Source organism: Kovacikia sp. CALU 1929, from assembly GCF_056784235.1.
The window spans coordinates 23,155-40,989 of record NZ_JBXBCF010000094.1; the positions used below are offsets into that span (position 1 = coordinate 23,155).

The window sequence follows — 17,835 nt, forward strand, 5'->3', positions numbered from 1 at the left end:
ATATTTCTTTGGAATGGATGACGGTTGCTGATAGAGAGTTCGTTGCTTTGGTCGCATTTGGAGCGAAACACCAGGTTACGAGCTAGCCAGAAGCACGACTTAAGCAAAGGTACTACAAATACTACAACTATGTTTCAAGGATTCCAGAATTCGGCATCGAATTGCTGTGATCTCTATGGTTCAGCCCTCCGAAGTTTTTAAAGACCTCGGAGGGCTTGGGAAAGAGCGATCGCAGCATAACTTCCGGTAATCGAGCGGTAAATTATGGAGGAGCCTTTTCAGCGAATGGAGGAGAGCCTGAATGCGCCGCTCAAAAATTCAAAGTTCAAAATTCAAAATTCAAAATCAAGTTCTTCTACCACTCACATTTTTCCTGGGCAATTTTGCATTTTTAATTGCTCCCCTCCCCTCCACGCCCCATCCCTCCCCTCCCCTCCTGGCACAAACCCTGGAAGACCGCAAAGCTGACGCAGATCGCCTGTTTGAGCAGGGAACCCAGCAGCTTGGAAAAGATCAGTACCTGGAAGCACTGGGGTCTTTTGAGCAAGCGTTGATCATCTACCGGAAGCTTGAGGAACGGCTGAAAGAAGGGCATACCCTGCGGAGTATGGGCAATGTTTACTTGACCCAAAAGGATTACCCCAATGCCGTTGTTTACTACCAGCAAGCCCTGGAGGTTGCCCGCTCCATTAAGGACACTGATTTGGAATCAAGGGCATTGAATAACCTGGGTCTGGCTTATCGGGACTCTGGAAAATTGGTACAGGGGATGGAGTACCTGGAGCAAGCACTGGCGATCGCGGAGCAGCACCAGAATCCCTTTATGGAGCTGGTCGCCCTCCAGAACTTAGCCGTGACTTACCGCAGTTTGAAACAACCGGAGCAATCGATTAAAACCGCCCAGCGTCTATTGACCAGAGCGCAGGAACTGAATGAAACCTCCTTTCAACTGGAAGCCTTGTTGGCAATCATCAATACTTACAACACCCTGAAAAATTACCCCAAGGCATTAGAAGGCGCTCAACAGCTTCTAGAACTGGCAGAAAAAGCTGAAAATCACCGCATGATTGCCATAGCCCTATCCTCAGTGGGGGATTTTAATCGTGCTCTGGGACAGTACAAAGCAGCCGTTCCCTACTATCAACGGGGAATAGAAGTGTCTCGCAAAGCTTCGGAACCCACCTGGGAAACTCAAAATTTGGAGGGGTTAGCTCGCGCCTATTTGGGATTGAAGGAATTTCCAAAGGCGATCGCAGCCGCAGAGCAAAGTTCAGCCGTTTACCAGAAGCTAGACAGCAAGCCAGGACAGTTGAGTGCTCTGGATGTCATGCTTGCCATTTATCAGGCGATTGCCCTGGATGCCCATCACCGGGGCGATCGCGTACAGCTCAATCAATCCGCTGGTCGAGTCATTCAATTGGGTCAACAAAAACTTGAACTTGCCAAAGCCTGGAATCAACCAGGTGAGGAAGCCAATACCCTTCTACGCTTGGGGGATATCCATAAACTAATCAGTGATGAGGATCAACGGTTGGATAACCTGACCAAAAGCCTGAAATTCTTTGATCAAGCGCGGACCCTTTACAAAACCCTGGACGCTCCGGCAGGACAGGTCAATGCCCTGCTGGGAGCAATGCGAGTACATACATTAATTGCCAGTTTTGCCCGGGATCAAAAAAATCACCCGGAAAGGCTTCAACAGGCAAATCGGGTGCTGACCCTGGCGACAGAGGCATTGCAGATTGCCAGAGGATTAGAAGACCGAGATCTGGAGAAACAGATTTTGGGACTGAAGAGTGATGCTTACACGACCATTGCAGCGGTCTACAAGGAACTACGAGACTTTGGAAAAGCAGAGGCATCAGCTCAAACGGCAGTTGATATTGCCCATAAATCTGAAAATTGGCGAGCACAAAATGGGGCATTGGGAATCCTGCAAAGCATTTACGGTCAGCAGGGGGAGTATCGCAAGCAGATTGAAGTGGAACAGCAGACTTTGGAAATTGCCCGTCGTCAAGTGGACCCGGTGGGAGAAGTCTTTGCTTTAGCTGGAATCGGCAGCAGTTATGGGCTGTTTGGCAACCTGTCTCAGGCAATTATATATAGGCAACAAGCCCTGGCTAAAGCAGAATCAATTGATTTAGCAACATTGCCGTTCAATGTCCGACCCCATTTGCGAATTGCCCAGATGCGGGCACTGTCGGGGTTGAGCCTGGATCATCGACTGATGGGAGACTATAACAGGGCACTGGAGTTTAGCCAGCAACACCTGGCTCTGGCGCGCAGGATGGCTGAACCCGGGGAAGAAGTTATGGCGCTGATGGATTTAGGACAGACCTATGCCAGCCGTCAGGAGTTACCCCAGGCGATCGCCTCTACCCAACAGGCGTTAGCGATCGCCCAATCCAAACCATCTTCAAATATCCCTAACCAACCCAAACTGGAGGTGGATGCCCTGGCTCAACTCAGTCAACTCTATGCCGCGCAGGAGCATTATCCAAAGGCGATCGAACTGGGACAGCAGGCGTTGCAGATTGCTCAGAAAAGCGGCGAACTTGAACTGCAAACCAAAGCTCTTAAAGCCCTGACTAAAATTTATGGAGCGCAGGGAAAAACTCCCCAGGCACTAGAATTTTTGCAGCAAAGCACCGAACTGAGCCGAAAACTGCCCAGTGCCCTCACCCGCTCCCTGGCTTTGATTACCCTGGGCTATACCTATGTCACCCTGGGTGATTATCAAACCAGTCGTACTCTCTATACAGAAGCCCTTTCTGAGGCTCAAAAAGTTGGGTTTGTTCCCGTAGAGGCTCTGGCATGGCTACAGTTAGCTCATGTCGCCTGGGCGCAGGGTGAGGCTCAGAAAGCCGTCGAGTTGGCTGAAAAGGGGGTGGCAGTTGCCCAGGATAAAACCCCGCCGTTAGCGTTAAACAGCCATTTTATTCTCAGTCTCAGCTATGGTGAGATGGGGAATGAGCAACAGGCAGTGGCAGCCGCCAATACAGCTTTAGCAATCAGTCGCCAATTGCAAGATACAAATAACGAGAAGGGCACGCTCACCCTGTTGGGCAACCTGCACCGTCGATTTGGCAGATTTGAGGAGGCGATCGCCACCTATCAAGCAGCGCTATCGATCAGCAAAAACCTTGAAAATTCCAGAGCTGCTATTGCTAATACGGGGATTTATGCCGGGTTAGCCCGCACCTACGCCGATCGCAACCAGCCAGAAGTGGCGATCGTCTTCTATAAACAGGCAATCAACGGCATTGAAGATAGACGCTCTCAAATTAAAGAACTTTCCACCGATTTACAGCAATCGTTCTTGCAAGCCACCTTCGATTTTGATCAGGTCAAAACCGCTGATATTTATCGCCAACTGGCTGACCTGCTGATTTCCCAGGGACGAATTGGAGAAGGACAGCAGGTGCTGGAACTGCTCAAAGTCCAGGAATTAAACGACTTTACCGGGGGAACTCGCTCCTCCACCAGACTGGCTGAACTTGCCCTCAGTGAAACGGAACAACAAATTCAGCAAAAGTATCAAAGTCTGGTTGCCTTTGGTCAACGGGTCAAACAGTGCCAGCCAGCAGAGTGTACCCCCCTCAGGGAGCAACTGAGGCAACTCCAAACCCAGTTTGACCAATACATTCAGACGGTACAAACCCAGATCAAGGACGGAACCATTGTCCGAATTGATCAACGCAGTCGAGACTTTATTGCCAGTGCCAGCAAAATTGTCGATGCCCAACCGGGGACAGTGATGATTTACCCCCTGGTCATGGGCGATCGCATCCATCTCCTGTGGGCATCGGCAGGAGGAGTTTTGAGTAGTGCCACCTGCCCAATGGGTGAAATCCAACTCAACCAAACGATTGCAGAATTTCGGACTGCGCTGAGAATTCCAGGAAATCCCACCAGGGTTCAGACGTTGGGCAAAGAACTGTACGACTGTTTAATTAAACCAATTGAAACGAAAGGCAACTGGCAGGCAAATCAAGTCCGAAACCTGGTGATTGCGCCCGATCACGCCATTAACTACATTCCCCTGGCAGCTTTATTTGATGGCAAGCAGTACCTCATCCAAAAATACGCTGTATCAAATGTGCTGAATGCTGGGTTAACGGATGTCAGCGATCGCCTGCCCTCCAACCCCAAAATACTGGGATTGGGTATTTCGGAAGCCATCGAAGGGTTTTCTCCTTTGCCCCATGTGGAGAAAGAAATTCAGGCGATCGTCAAGGCAGAAGGCAACGCCCAGGGAATTTATCCCGGCACGGTCTTTATGAATGAAGCGTTTACGGAAACCAGCCTGGAATCAAATCTCAGGGGCCGCAACATTGTCCACATCGCGACCCACGGACAATTTGATTCAACCAACCCGAATGATTCATTTCTGCTGCTCAGTAGCGGCAAAACAGGTGAAGGAGAACGCTACGCCATTAGCCGGATCAAATTCCTGGAGGACTTAAGAGGGGTTCATCTGGTCATTTTGTCTGCCTGCGAAACGGGATTGGGAGAATTGGCAGCCAATGGTTTAGAAATTCAAGGCATCAGTTCCTACTTTGTGCAAGATAGGGCGAAGGCAGTGATAGCCTCTTTGTGGATGGTTGACGATGCCAGCACAAGCTATTTGATGCAGCAGCTATATAAAAACCTGGCACACGGAACCCCAGAGAACCCAATTACAAAAGCAGAGGCACTACGGCAGGCACAGTTAAGCCTGCTTCAAGCAAAAAAAGTATCCCCTGAAATCTCACGGGGGCTAGGTGTGGTGGCTGACTCCGCTTCTGATTCCAAAGGGCAACCAGAATCTGCGGGTGACTTTAGCCATCCATACTACTGGGCACCCTTTATCCTGATTGGGAATGGACTATGAGATTTTTAGCAATTCTCAGCTTTGTGAGGTACGTTTTTGGTCGTTCTTAATCATTGGTCATTGGTCGCCCACAAAGGACTAATGACTCATAACAAACCACTAGCTTGTACCGCATCAGCATGAGAACCGCTGTCATGCCTGGGATCTCTCCCCTTCTTCTCCCTCTCCCCTTCTTCTCCCTCTCCCCCCATCCCCCCATTCCCTCATCTCCCTTCCATGCTCACTAGCCTCCAAAACCCTCTGGTCAAACAACTACGCAAGCTACATCAGGCGAAGGAACGACATCGGCAACAACTTTTTCTGCTAGAAGGGACTCATTTAATAGAGGCTGCCCTGGCTGCTCATTACCCACTGGCAACGGTCTGCTACACCCAGGATTGGCAGGTGCGATATCCCCAACTTTGGGAGCAGGTAAGTCAACAAGCTCAGCGGGTAGAACTGGTCAGTCCAGAAGTGCTGCGGGCGATCGCCACCACAGTCGAGCCGGATGGAGTGGCTGCAACGATAGAACGAACTGCAACCCCTAAACCCGTATTCAAGACTTTGGGATTGGTCCTGGAAACCATTCAAGACCCTGGCAATCTGGGAACCATGATCCGCACGGTGGCTGCGGCAGGTGCCGATGGACTATTACTGAGTGCCGATAGTGTAGACCCCGACCATCCTAAGGTCCTGCGGGCTTCCGCAGGGCAGTGGTTTCAGGTACCCATCACTTCTAGTAACCAATTGGGGCAAGAGCTATCCCATTACCAGCAAGAGGGAATCCAGATGATTGCCACCCTGCCCAGTGCCACCCAAACCTATTGGGAAGTTGACCTCCGCCCCCCCAGCTTAATTTTGCTAGGTAATGAGGGAGCCGGTCTTTCCCCAGAACTGGCTGCCCTGGCTGACCACACCTGCAAAATCCCCCTCAGCCCAGGGGTGGAGTCGCTAAATGTAGCGATCGCGGCTGCCCTCATCCTCTATGAAGCGAAACGGCAGAGGAGTCAGCGGTAGCCGGGGTACGGGGTTAGAGGTGTGAAACCGGACAGGGGAGACAGGTAATCAACGGAATGTCCTTTTGAAGCCAAACCGTTGAAGTCAAACCGTTGAAGTCAAACTGTCAAAGCTCAAGCTGAGCGCTTCATGCCTCTTTTTTATAACGGCTCTCAATGAACTCCTCAATATCGGCTACTGCTTGTTCAAAGGTGTTCAGGTCAAACTGGAGGGATGGCGAGGCTTTGGATTCGCGTTGACGGATGGGCGGTTGAGCAGACTGATTATGCGGGGTTTGAAGGGTATCTTGCAGTTGGTCGAGCGATTCCATAAATGCCCTGGCTGCGGCATGACGCAGTTCTCGCTGATGCTGATCCATCATAGTGCTCGACTCCAAAATAGGGATTCCAGAAACCAGACTTTGCGCATTCTCAGGTTTAGTGGATTCTTGCATATCTGAACAATAAGCAAACAATTGGTTGTGACACTCCAAGAATAGATGGCTTCTGGCTTGAGGGACTGTCATTTACCAAAGCCTGATACTAGAGTTCCCAATCTTCATCAGATGCCTGCATTTTTGGATACAATCCGTTGAGAAGTGGCACTGAGAGAAGGGATACGGGTTAAGAGGCAGCGGGTACAGGCGAATTAAAATAGGAAGGAATTAACGGGAGAAATGATGTGAGTCAGTCATTTGATTACGATTTAGTCATTGTTGGAGCAGGGGTGGGCGGGCATGGAGCGGCTCTTCATGCGGTAAGTTGTGGATTGAAGACTGCCATCATTGAGGCGGCAGATATGGGTGGCACCTGTGTCAACCGTGGCTGTATTCCTTCAAAGGCACTATTGGCAGCGTCGGGCAAAGTGCGTGAGCTACAGAATGCTGGACATCTGAAAGCGCTGGGCGTGCAGGTAGAGGATGTGACCTTTGACCGACAGGCGATCGCCGACCATGCGAATATGATTGTCACCAAACAGCGGGAGGGCTTGATTGGTAGCCTGAAACGGCTTGGGGTTGATACCATCCACGGTCGGGCAAAGGTGGCTGGAATTCAAAAAATCGTCGTAGCCACGCCAGAGGGCGAAAAGACTATCACAGCAAAAGATATCTTGCTGGCTCCCGGTTCAGTGCCGTTTGTCCCACCCGGTGTAGAAATTGACCACAAGACAGTGTTTACCAGTGATGATGCGGTGCGGCTGGAGTCATTGCCCCCGTGGATAGCGATCGTGGGGAGTGGCTACATCGGTTTGGAGTTTGCCGATGTCTACTCGGCACTGGGTTGTGAAATTACCCTGATTGAAGCTCTGGACCAACTGATGCCAGGGTTTGATTCTGACATTGCCAAACTGGCACAACGGGTGCTGATTACTCCCCGTGACATTGAGACAAAGGTGGGGATGCTGGCAAAGAAGGTAACGCCGGGATCGCCCGTCGTGATTGAACTGGCGGATGCGAAAACAAAGGAAACGGTTGAAGTTTTAGAAGTGGATGCCTGTCTGATTGCGACTGGACGGATTCCCTTCACCAAAGATCTGGGTCTTGATGCCGTCGGTGCAGAGGTAGATCGGCGTGGGTTCATTCCCATTGATGACCATCTGGCGGTTCTGGCAGGAGGAGAACCCGTGCCCCATCTATGGGCGATCGGGGATGCCACCGGCAAGATGATGCTGGCGCATGCTGCCTCAGCCCAGGGAATTGCGGCGGTAGAAAATATCTGTGGGCGACTTCAGACAATCGATTATCACAGCATCCCTGCTGCCGCCTTTACTCACCCTGAAATTGGCTTCGTGGGGATGACGGAAACGGCTGCCCAGGAAAAGGGGAAAGCGGAAGGGTTTGAGGTAGCATCGGTGCGGACCTACTTTAAAGGCAACGCCAAAGCACTTGCTGAAGGTGAGACGGAAGGGATCGCCAAAGTCATCTACCGGAAGGATACGGGCGAAGTCCTCGGTGTTCATATCTTTGGGCTGCACGCCTCCGACCTGATCCATGAAGCCGCCAGCGCGATCGCCCAGCGTCAGTCTGTCCACTCCCTGGCATTTCTAGTTCACACCCATCCGACCCTATCTGAAGTGCTGGATGAAGCCTACAAACGGGCGATCGGAGCGCATTGAGGAGTGAGGAGTGAGAAGTGAGGCAGGGGAGAGGTTTAGCAGTCATTGGTCATTGGTCATGGGTACTTACAGATGACAAAGGACGAATGACCAATGACAAACTATTCCCCATTACCGCTTAACTCTTCACTTTCAACTTTCAACTCAAGACCTTTCACTTCTCCAAAAAATGGCTTTTTGTATACCTCTATACCTTTCCCTCCTGTAAATTTTCCTAATTGCGTTACGCTATCAAAGTAGTTTTGATGACAGGTCAGTCAGAGAGGTTCATACCTCCTCTTCTGGTGTCAGTGTTGAAATGCCTTAATTTACGGTCTGATTGCTCATGGAGATCCGTCGTCGTCCACCGAATCCGGTGATTGCTGTTGAAGAACTGCGCTACCAGGTAAAAGTTCCTGGTAGTGATCCCCAGCATATTTTGGAAGAGATTGTCTGGTACAAGGAGGGGGAAGTTGACCGAATGCGGCAGTTACAGCCGCTGGTTGAGCTACAAAAGCAGCTCCTGGATATTGCTCCCCCTCATGATTTTTTAGCCGCGCTCAAGCAGGGAAAAACCCAACCAGCGGTGATTGCAGAGGTTAAAAAAGCATCTCCTAGCAAAGGGGTGATTCGGGAGGATTTTGACCCGGTGGCGATCGCCCAGGCGTATGAGCAAGGCGGGGCAACCTGCCTTTCTGTACTCACCGATCAAAAATTCTTTCAGGGCAGTTTTGCCAATCTCTCCAAAATTCGGTCTGTTACCGACCTGCCGCTGCTGTGCAAAGACTTCATCATCTACCCCTACCAGATGTATCAGGCGCGGGTAAACGGAGCGGATGCCATTCTGTTGATCGCAGCCATTCTGCCAGATAAAGACCTGCAATACTTTCTCAAAATTGCTAAAGCTCTGGGGTTGACTGCTTTGGTTGAAGTGCATACGCTGGAAGAGCTTGACCGAGTGCTTTCCCTGGATGGTGTCATGCTGGTTGGCATTAACAACCGTAACTTGCAAAACTTTTCAGTCAGCTTGCAGACGACCTGCGACATTTTGGCGCAGCGACGGGAGCAACTGCAAGCGAGAGGGATTTTAGTCGTCAGTGAGTCCGGGTTGCATACACCTGCGGATTTGAGCCTGGTGTCAAAGGCTGGTGCCAGTGCCGTGTTGATTGGGGAATCACTGATGAGACAACCCGATCCCGCCAGTGCGTTGTTACAGTTATTTGACGCGCCTGCCGCCCCCTCTTAAACCTGCGGGACGATATACGGGGTCCCCCTCTGTTTGGGAGTTTGTTCTTTGCTTGGCTGTGTTGGTTGATTCATCTATTGAGGTAGGTTGTCTGCATGGAACCCATTCCCCTTCCGTCGCACATTCACTATGAATTGCTGCTCCAATTGTTAGAACGCCAGACCATGTTTGCCACCAATTCTACGCCTGCCGTTCAGGAACAGGTACACCAGCTCATCATTACCTTACGTAAGGCACTTGCCCAGCAAAAACATCTGGAAGAAAACTGTCAACGCAAAAAGCTGCCCGTTGAGTATCGGTGGTCTTTAAATGATCTTAAACTGGGGCAACCAGTGCCTCTGGAACCCCCCAATTCAAAAACGACTGGCTTTCCCCAAGAGAGCGCATCCTGAAATTAATGCCTCTAACTTCCTAAAGAAGTTGGCTTTGGTGCCCATCCAGGTTGACATTTAGAAATGGGGTGGTAGAGTTTAGTTCCTTCCTTTGCCCTTTCGTTGTTTTTTTGCCCAGACCGTTTTTGGGTAGAGTTAATTTACAATATCGGCATTCCACCGCTAGGTCTATTAAGGTAGATCGAGGCTGGCAATGAAGTGCAAAATCCAGCCAGCATTTCGGGAGGTCCTGAGTGTCTGAGCCGAACATCGTTCATGATTCCTGGTCGGTAGAGAATGGTCATTGCTCCGACGAAGGAATTGCTGTGGATGAAAGGGGCATTCCTCAGGCTATGGAACAACTGGAGCTTTGTTTCGATCCCCCGCTGGCGTTGAACCCAGATCAATTAGAACCTGAGATTCAAGCAGCCATTCAGGATTTAAAGCAGCAGGCAACAGCGGAAATCAAACGCCAGCGGCGACTCTGGGAAACCGAGCACGGTGCCCTGCTAGCGGAGTTGGTGCAGGTGCGATCGCTGTCTCACGGACAGGTTGAACGGATCCGCCATCTGGAGCAGGCGTTGGATCAGTCCCAGACTTGTTTGAAGGAAATGCAGCATCAAATGATTGATCAGCAGTTTCTGGAAACCCAACTGGCTTCGACCGAAGAGATTGCTAATATTCAGCAGCAGGCGATTGTGCGCCTGAAGTTGCAACTGGCAGAGCAGCAGGCAACGCTGGAAACTCAGAAGACGGATAGCCAGGAGCGCGATCGCACGCTGCAAGAACTGCTGACAATGATGGAAACCCTGACCCAGACGCAGCAGACAGAGATGGAAAATCTGCACAGCCAGATTGCCCGAGATCGTGCGGAAGGTCAAATTTACCAGCAATCCTTAGAAAAACAACTGGCAGACTATCAAAATGCGTTTCGCGTTCAACAGCAGCGCATTTTAGAGCTGGAGTCCGAGGCGTTATCTACCAGGGTGCGGGCAGGGGAGTTGGAAACTCAACTGGAACAAACTCAGGCGCACTTACAAGACCTGACCCAAACCTTGAATGAGCGTCAGTCCAGCTTGGAACAATTAGAAATTGAACTGAACCAGGCACGCACGAATCTGGAAAATCAGCCAACTCTGATTGTGGATGCGCCCCAATCTACCCATAATTCCCGCCAGACAAAAGGAAAAGCTGCAACCGAACGCACGCAGGCGATCGCCCAGACCAAAGTTGAAGAACTGGAAGCGGAAATTGCCCGTCAATTGACTACTCAGGTAATGCTTCAACAAGCCTGCCAGGAGCTAGAAGAAGACCGGGAGCGGCAGCAGTCCCGTGCGGCAGAACTGGAAAGTCAGACCCACGAGATGCAGGAGCAAATTCTAAGGCAGGCGCAGCAGGCAAGTGAGTATGAAACCGCTGTTCAGCACTGGAAAGATCGGTATGTAAACAATCAGAGCCGGGTGGTGCGGCTCAAAGAATTGATGGAGCAAATCCTTCCCGATCCTCCGGCTGAATTGACTGACCTGTTGATCGCCATGCAAGCATCCACCAGTGGCATTCCCGATCCTGCCAGTCCGGCTCACCTTGCATCTTCCAATCCTGCTCATTCGACTAAGGTAGACCTGCCAGAGTTTCTAATGCGGCGGCGGAGTTATAAGAGTAGGCGATCCTAAGGGGGAGAGGAGGAAAAATGAATACAAGAGGAATCGGACCATGATAGAGAACAGGGTGGCTTCTGCAATGGGAAAGGGTTGTATTTAGCGATTAGCCAACAGCCAATTGCCCGGTGCTGCTATGTCCTACAGCGATTTTCAGATGAGTAAACCACAATGGCGTGTGGATGAGTAGATGGGTGGATGTGTGTGTGGCTTAGACAAGCGGAAACGGCTGTAATAAATTTGCTTAGTGGCTTTTTATTCTTGATGAGTTTCTTGCTGGGGTTTAGCCCCGTTCTGCTGAACGACATGGGTTAATTCATGGGCAGTCAGGGCATCGTTAGCAGGGGATTTGCCAGATCCAAAATAGATGTCCTGCTTATGGGTGAATGCCTGGGCGTTGAGATCCTGGTTCATCTGAATTGCTTCGCTACCTGTATGTACCCGCACCTGGCTGAAATCTTTACCAAAACGGGGTTCCATAAAGGTGCGTACATCATCGGGCAAGGGAGCGCCATTACCCTGACTGCTGTTTAACTGACCTTCCAGATTGCCCCCTGCCTGCAAACTACCATCTATTTGCCGTTGCAGAGAGGGCTTCATTTGCAATTCTTCCTCTTCCGCCTCTGCTGCCTCTTCCCGTTGAAGGGTAGGGGTACCGAGAGATTTCATTTGCAGTTCTTCATCTTCCGCCTCATCATCATCAGCTGCCTCATCCCGCTGAATGGTGGGGGTACCGAGAGATTTCATCTGCAATTCTTTTTCTGGTTCCGGTTCTTCTTCTCGCTGGATCAGGGGTGTAATTTTGCCTGCCAGCGGTTTCATTTGCAGTTCCTCTTCCTCTGGCATCGCCTCTCGTTGAACAGGCTGCTGAGTCGCAGAACCCGGAGTACTCATGACCTGCTCGGCAACTCGGTCCGCTTCCTGCTCATACACATCATTGGGTGCCCCAACTGTGAGCTTGGCTTGAATGGTACTCCGTTGAGGTGCATGGGAGAACAGATCCACCTGGGAAAAGTCGTGTCCCGTATTCTGAGGTTCCTCGAAGTGGGGTTCACTAAAGAGACGGGGCTGAATTCTAGCAGAGAGATATTCGGAAGACTGCGTGTTGGTGCGGCGTTGGAGGTAGGAACGGGCTTTCATAGGTATTCACCACAGGCGATAGGTATAGCGAACCATGACCCTAGTAATGCGATCGTCTATGGTCTATGGTGCCCTGACAATCTGTCTAAAGTTAGCAGTTGACGCAACGAGAAACCGGGGAGCTCAGCTCCCCGGTTTCTCGTTGATCTACGTGTGATTGGCTGAAGTCAATGTCACAGATGCCGGGGATCTGGGGATGTCCTATACCAAATCAGTTGGGTTTATGCCTCTGCTCCCCAAACAAAACGGGCAACCCAAAAGCCAACTAAGCCCGCGATCGCCAACCAATCTCTTGACCGCAACTGAAACGGATACCATTCAACCCGATGCTGATTGGGACTGGTAAACCCACGCACGCTCATGGCGCTGGAAATTTGTGCTGCTCTCAGGAGTAAATTTTCGAGCAGGCGTTCTGCCACCAGCAACCAGACTTCAACACTGCGACGCAAGCCAAGTTTCCGCCAGTTAATCGCACGGGTACTGACGGAACGGATCAGGTTTTGCACCTCTTCTAATACCAAAGGAATGAAGCGTAGGGAAAGGGTGAGCGTCAGCGCAATCTCAGTAACGGGTATTTTGAAACGACGTAGCGGTTCCATCCAGTTTTCGATCGCGGCGGTAATCTCTTCGGGTGCCGTAGTGAGTAGATAGAGGTTCGCACTGTAGATCAGGGTAAACAGCAGGGTACTGAAGCGAATTGCCAGATCCAGCGATCGCCGGGTGACAGTCACGGGTCCCTGCTGAAACAGCACGTAATTGTAATCTGTTGGCTGCTGGAATGAAGGGTCGCGCTGCTCTCCGGGAAGCGGTGGGGTAGACGGTTGCCCAAGGCGGAAGGGATTCCAGGACTGTTGAGGGGGTGGAGGAGTAAGTTGGGCGGGTTGCTGCTGGAAAGCGAGTTCATCGGCAGGCAGACGGGGTTGAGATCGAGTTTTCAATCCATCTGGGAGCAGGGCAGTCAGGGCAAACACCAACACACTGAGGAACAAAAGCCAGACCATCTGCTGTCGCCACACCCGCAGGGGAATCATGGCTGCAAAGGTAATCGCAATTAGTAGAACCACTAGCAAAATCCGCCAAAGGGAATTTGCCAGCAGGGGAGCCGCCAGAAACGTCATCAGCCATGCCAGCTTTACGCGAGGGTCAAGCTGGTGCAGCCAGGTGAGGGGTTGTTCCAGGTAAAGCCCAATTGGGAGTGATCGCAGTAGATCCATGAATGACCCCACCTAAACCCGAGTTGCCCGGTTCACATTACCCCGTTCCATGTCGCGGACTTTTTTGCCCCGCCATAACAGACGGATGGGGGTTCCGGCGAAACCCAGGGATTCCCGAAACTGACGCTCAACATAGCGGCGATAGTTGTCGTTGAACAGTTCTGGGTCATTGACAAAGAGAGCGATCGTCGGTGGGCGGGTACTGACCTGGGTGCCGTAGTAAATCTTGCCCTGCCGTCCCTGGCGGGTTGTAGGAGGAGAGTGCCAGCGAACGGCATCTTCCAGCACTTCGTTAATAACAGAGGTGGTTACCCTTCGCTGATGCTGCTCCGCAGCAATATTAACCAGATCGAGAATTTTTTCAACCCGCTGCCCGGTTTTGGCACTGATAAAGATAATTTCTGCCCATTCGAGGAAATGGAGGCGATCGCGCGCTACCTTCTCATAGTCATAAATCGTGTAGGAATCTTTTTCTACGGCATCCCACTTGTTGACGATAATGACGCAGCCGCGCCCTTCATCGGCAATTCTTCCAGCTAGCTTCTGGTCTTGCTCCGTTACGCCATCCAAGGCATCAATCACCAACAGCACCACATTGGCGCGGTTAATTGCTTTAAAGGCACGGTTAATCCCAAAAAATTCGGGTCCGTACTCAACATTTTTCTTTTTGCGAATACCCGCCGTATCGACCAACCGATAGGTGCGTCCGTCCCGTTCTACCACCATGTCGATCGCGTCCCGTGTAGTCCCGGAAATAGGGCTGACGATGGAGCGGTTCTCGCCGACAAAGGCATTCAACAGACTCGACTTACCCACATTAGGACGACCAGTGATCGCCACCTTAATTTCTTCTTCCTCTGTCACTTCTTCGGCAGAGGGCAAATGGGTAATTAGCTGGTCCAACAAATCACCCGTGCCACTGCCATGAATGCCCGAAATTGGGTACGGTTCTCCCAACCCCAACTGCCAGAACTCTGCTGCCTGGGTGACTCCCTGATCGACTGATTCGCATTTATTCACCGCCAGCAGAACAGGAACCGACTGTTGCCGCAACCAGGTGGCAATTTCCTCATCGGCTGAAGTCAGCCCCATCTGCCCATCTACCAGAAAAATGGCAACACTGGACTCTGCCAGAGCCGCCATCGCCTGTTCCCGAATCAGCGGTAGAAATTCAGTGTCATCGTCAAATACCAGTCCGCCGGTATCGACCACCAAGAATTCACGATCGCCCCAGTATGCCCGCTTGTAAGTGCGATCGCGGGTAACCCCCGGCTCATCGTAGACAATCGCATCCTGTACTTCCGCCAACCGATTGACGACTGTAGATTTGCCCACATTTGGGCGACCGATAATAGCAACAACGGGAAGAGGCATGGTAAGAAATAGGGAGATAGGTGCAGGGAAAGAAACCATAGGCGCAGCGCTTTCTGCCCTCTTGACCTGCCTGACTGTAATCTTTAACAATTCCCTATTCTAACGAACTAAAAATTTGTTCGTTAGCCTCACCAACTTAGAAACCCGTAGGTTTTCCTGGGAAAATCTCCAGTTCTCAACTTGAATGAGGTTTAATCACTAGTTGGTTGTCAACTTAATGTTTGTGAGTCTGGGAATAGGAAAGGGATGATTATTTGGGGGTTTTAAGTCCATAAAATAATTCTTGACAGACCAGCTAGTCAAAATAAAACAGCGTCACAATTTTTCGCTGCTCTTCGGCTTGGTGGCAGGTGGTCAAAAGCGTATTGCTGTCATGGAAGGCAAAGCAGATCAACTGCTGGCAGCGGGAAATGATTTCGGCATTGCACAAAGCACTTGCTTCCGCCAGGGAAAGGGTGTCATTGCTGGGATTTTCTACCAGATGCATCACCTGTTCCAGTTGGTCACGGGACTCGCGCGGTTGGCGTTCCAACCCTTGGGGCAGAATCACCGTCAGCAGCGTTGGATCTGCCCTGAGTGCCCCTCGAATCGCAGCAAAATTTGTCCCGGTCGCCCCGGAAGTAATCAACCGATTACCTTCCAGTACCAGAGCATAGCTCATCATCTCAATCAGGTTTTGGTGGGTAATCGGGACGTGACGGGAACCCAGCAGCGCAATGCGCTTGGAGCTGGTTTGCTGAATGCTGGCAAATTCCTGTAGAAGCTCGTCTACCCTGGGTATATCTATCGATTGACTCAACGGAAGGTATCAGACTGAACAACCCAAATATCTTATCAGACAGAATCCTTCTTGCGGCATCTATTAAGTCTGTTAAGGGAGTTTTGTCAACCGGAGTCAGACTCCTGGTGGTTGATTAACTCTAATGCTTCATCACACCAGGCTATCCAGTCGGTTTCGTAACGGATACCTCGACGCAAAACCAGGTAATGCAACTGGGCAGCAAATGAAGGAGCATTACAGGCTTTGAAGGATTCCGCTTCAATCCGGTGGTAGTTTGCCAGCCGTGCTTGATGGATCTGTCGGTGGCGTTCAATTTCTTGCTGGATATTCTGGACTGGAGCCAGAGTCCCGACAAACACCTTAACCAGCAATTCTTCTTTAACTGGTGAAGCGTCACAGGGTTCCGCAACCCACTGTGCCAGATTTTCCTGCCCCACTTCAGTAATTTGGTAGAGCTTTTTGTCGGGGCGACCCTCCTGGGGAATTGTCTCCGCTTTGACCCAACCCATCTCTTCCAACTTGCCTAGCTCCCGATAGATCTGCTGGTGAGTGGCTTTCCAGAAGTTGCCCACTGACCCGGCAAAGGTTTTGTTCAGGTCATAACCGCTCATGGGTTCCTGCACCAAAAGCGCCAGAATTGCGTGCGCAAGTGCCATTGTCACCACCTCTTAATATATGCATATTTTTGAATATGCAATAGTTGACATATGCAATTTGTTCAATATAATCTTAGTATGAAATGCAAAAAGTTGCATATTAATTGATTTGGTAGCGGAAGGATTTTGGTCATTGGTCATTGGTATCGCTGGCTATAAACCTGTGACGAGAACCTGTTACCCATTCATTACTCCTTACCTAATGCCTCTTTCCCTTTTGGCTTGAATCACAACAGGACTTACAGTTTATGCAAATATCATCAGTTCAGAAGCTGAGGTTGACTAATCGACAAATCTGGATGGTGATGGCGGTAGTGGGGGCGATCGCCACTGGTTCCGCCATTGTATACACCATCTCTCATTCATCAATCGCAACTCCACCTTCTCCTACCCCATTACCTGCGATCCAGGCAGTGACCGCTTTGGGACGGTTGGAACCCCAGGGAGAGGTGATTCAGGTTGCCCCTTCCAACCAGGGCAATCGAATTGGTCAATTGCTGGTGAAGCAGGGCGATCGCGTCAAAGCTGGTCAGGTGATTGCTGTTTTGGATAGCCGCGATCGCTTGCAAGCTGCCCTGGAACGGGCAAAGCAGCAGGTTCAAATTGCCCGTTCCAGGCTGGCTCAGGTAGAGGCAGGGGCAAAAACGGGTGAAATCAATGCCCAGAAAGCTGCGATTCAACGGTTGCAAGCCCAGCTAATGGAAGATACCACCGCCAGGGATGCGATTGTTGCCCGGATGGAAGCGGAAGTGAATAATGCCCAACTGGAATATCAGCGGCATGAGTCCCTATACCAGGAGGGAGCGGTTTCTGCCTCTTTGCGGGATGGGAAACGACTAACCCTGGATGCTACTTCAGAACAACTACGAGAAGCGAGAGCAAACCGGAATCAGACTAACGCCACGCTTACAGCCCAACTGAACGAAGCAAAAGCGAACTTGGATCGGATTGCAGAGGTTCGTCCGGTTGATGTCAGTGCTGCCAGAGCAGAGGTTTCCAGTGCAGTGGCAGCGGTGCAACAGGCGCAAGCAGAGTTGGATCTGGCATACATTCGGGCACCCAAAGCTGGGCAGATTTTGAAAATTCATACCCGGACGGGAGAGATTGTCGAGGGTCAAAAAGGAATCGTTTCCCTGGGACAAACTGACCAGATGTATACCGTGGCAGAGGTGTATGAAAGTGATTTGCCTAAAGTCCGAGTTGGGCAGGTCGCTCGCATTATCAGCAATTCTTTACCGGCTGAATTGCAGGGCGTGGTGGAAGAAGTGGGATTGGAAATTGCCAAGAAAGATGTTCTCAATACCGATCCAGCGGCGGATATTGATGCCCGTGTGGTAGAGGTCAGAATTCGTTTGAATCCTAGCGACAGTCAGCAAGTGGCAGGGTTGACCAATATGAAGGTGAAGGTGGCGATCGGGATTTGAGTAGGTAGCAAGGAGGGCGGTAGTGGGGT

13 protein-coding genes are annotated in these 17,835 nt (G+C 50.9%); 7 read left to right on the plus strand and 6 right to left on the minus strand.

Annotated features, from left to right (window positions below):
* Positions 1 to 301: 301 nt before the first annotated feature.
* Entirely contained in the window at positions 302 to 4,873 is a 4,572-nt protein-coding gene (locus AC1S52_RS26215) for a CHAT domain-containing protein (protein ID WP_482031991.1), read from the plus strand.
* Between the two features lie 216 nt (positions 4,874 to 5,089).
* Positions 5,090 to 5,869 carry a TrmH family RNA methyltransferase gene (locus AC1S52_RS26220; protein ID WP_482031992.1) on the plus strand — a complete coding sequence of 260 codons (780 nt, stop codon included), beginning with the start codon at positions 5,090 to 5,092 and terminating at the stop codon, positions 5,867 to 5,869.
* Positions 5,870 to 5,996: 127 nt separating this feature from the next.
* Here the strand turns inward: AC1S52_RS26220 and AC1S52_RS26225 are convergent, their stop codons facing one another.
* Positions 5,997 to 6,230 (minus strand): hypothetical protein, encoded by a 234-nt coding sequence (locus tag AC1S52_RS26225; RefSeq protein WP_482031993.1) that lies wholly within the window; start codon positions 6,228 to 6,230, stop codon positions 5,997 to 5,999.
* Positions 6,231 to 6,529: 299 nt separating this feature from the next.
* Here AC1S52_RS26225 and lpdA point away from each other — a divergent pair, with 299 nt between their 5' ends.
* The 4 genes from lpdA (at position 6,530) to AC1S52_RS26245 (ending at position 11,232) form a co-directional block, all read left to right on the plus strand.
* Complete coding sequence (lpdA, locus tag AC1S52_RS26230; RefSeq protein ID WP_482031994.1) at positions 6,530 to 7,963, plus strand: dihydrolipoyl dehydrogenase; 1,434 nt, start codon at positions 6,530 to 6,532, stop codon at positions 7,961 to 7,963.
* A 325-nt stretch (positions 7,964 to 8,288) separates the two neighbouring features.
* Positions 8,289 to 9,188: an indole-3-glycerol phosphate synthase TrpC gene (gene trpC, locus AC1S52_RS26235; RefSeq protein ID WP_482031995.1), complete on the plus strand. Its 900-nt coding sequence runs from the start codon at positions 8,289 to 8,291 to the stop codon at positions 9,186 to 9,188.
* A gap of 95 nt (positions 9,189 to 9,283) precedes the next feature.
* On the plus strand, positions 9,284 to 9,580 hold the full coding sequence (locus AC1S52_RS26240) for a DUF5340 domain-containing protein (RefSeq protein WP_482031996.1): 297 nt from the start codon (positions 9,284 to 9,286) through the stop codon (positions 9,578 to 9,580).
* A gap of 233 nt (positions 9,581 to 9,813) precedes the next feature.
* Positions 9,814 to 11,232 carry a hypothetical protein gene (locus AC1S52_RS26245; protein ID WP_482031997.1) on the plus strand — a complete coding sequence of 473 codons (1,419 nt, stop codon included), beginning with the start codon at positions 9,814 to 9,816 and terminating at the stop codon, positions 11,230 to 11,232.
* Positions 11,233 to 11,472: 240 nt separating this feature from the next.
* On the opposite strand, the gene AC1S52_RS26250 is transcribed toward AC1S52_RS26245, so the two are convergent.
* From AC1S52_RS26250 to AC1S52_RS26270, 5 genes are all read right to left on the minus strand, one after another.
* Positions 11,473 to 12,357, minus strand: coding sequence for an eCIS core domain-containing protein (locus AC1S52_RS26250; protein WP_482031998.1), 885 nt, complete (start codon positions 12,355 to 12,357; stop codon positions 11,473 to 11,475).
* A gap of 221 nt (positions 12,358 to 12,578) precedes the next feature.
* Positions 12,579 to 13,571: an energy-coupling factor transporter transmembrane component T family protein gene (locus AC1S52_RS26255; protein WP_482031999.1), complete on the minus strand. Its 993-nt coding sequence runs from the start codon at positions 13,569 to 13,571 to the stop codon at positions 12,579 to 12,581.
* 12 nt (positions 13,572 to 13,583) lie between these two features.
* The gene (der, locus tag AC1S52_RS26260) at positions 13,584 to 14,945 is read right to left on the minus strand and encodes a ribosome biogenesis GTPase Der (protein WP_482032000.1); all 1,362 of its coding nucleotides are present in this window, start codon (positions 14,943 to 14,945) and stop codon (positions 13,584 to 13,586) included.
* 295 nt (positions 14,946 to 15,240) lie between these two features.
* Entirely contained in the window at positions 15,241 to 15,744 is a 504-nt protein-coding gene (locus tag AC1S52_RS26265; protein ID WP_482032001.1) for a DNA-processing protein DprA, read from the minus strand.
* A gap of 86 nt (positions 15,745 to 15,830) precedes the next feature.
* Positions 15,831 to 16,382, minus strand: coding sequence for a PadR family transcriptional regulator (locus tag AC1S52_RS26270; protein WP_482032002.1), 552 nt, complete (start codon positions 16,380 to 16,382; stop codon positions 15,831 to 15,833).
* A 278-nt stretch (positions 16,383 to 16,660) separates the two neighbouring features.
* On the opposite strand from AC1S52_RS26270, the gene AC1S52_RS26275 reads away from it, so the two are divergent.
* Positions 16,661 to 17,806, plus strand: coding sequence for an ABC exporter membrane fusion protein (locus tag AC1S52_RS26275; protein ID WP_482032003.1), 1,146 nt, complete (start codon positions 16,661 to 16,663; stop codon positions 17,804 to 17,806).
* The last annotated feature ends 29 nt before the right edge of the window (positions 17,807 to 17,835 follow it).

Bases quoted from the DNA above. Each gene is read 5' to 3' on its own strand.
- AC1S52_RS26215 (WP_482031991.1), top strand. From the start codon at position 302: ATGCGCCGCTCAAAAATTCAAAGTTCAAAATTCAAAATTCAAAATCAA.
- AC1S52_RS26220 (WP_482031992.1), top strand. From the start codon at position 5,090: ATGCTCACTAGCCTCCAAAACCCTCTGGTCAAACAACTACGCAAGCTA.
- AC1S52_RS26225 (WP_482031993.1), bottom strand. From the start codon at position 6,230: ATGATGGATCAGCATCAGCGAGAACTGCGTCATGCCGCAGCCAGGGCA.
- trpC (WP_482031995.1), top strand. From the start codon at position 8,289: ATGGAGATCCGTCGTCGTCCACCGAATCCGGTGATTGCTGTTGAAGAA.
- AC1S52_RS26240 (WP_482031996.1), top strand. From the start codon at position 9,284: ATGGAACCCATTCCCCTTCCGTCGCACATTCACTATGAATTGCTGCTC.
- AC1S52_RS26250 (WP_482031998.1), bottom strand. From the start codon at position 12,357: ATGAAAGCCCGTTCCTACCTCCAACGCCGCACCAACACGCAGTCTTCC.
- AC1S52_RS26255 (WP_482031999.1), bottom strand. From the start codon at position 13,571: ATGGATCTACTGCGATCACTCCCAATTGGGCTTTACCTGGAACAACCC.
- der (WP_482032000.1), bottom strand. From the start codon at position 14,945: ATGCCTCTTCCCGTTGTTGCTATTATCGGTCGCCCAAATGTGGGCAAA.
- AC1S52_RS26270 (WP_482032002.1), bottom strand. From the start codon at position 16,382: ATGGCACTTGCGCACGCAATTCTGGCGCTTTTGGTGCAGGAACCCATG.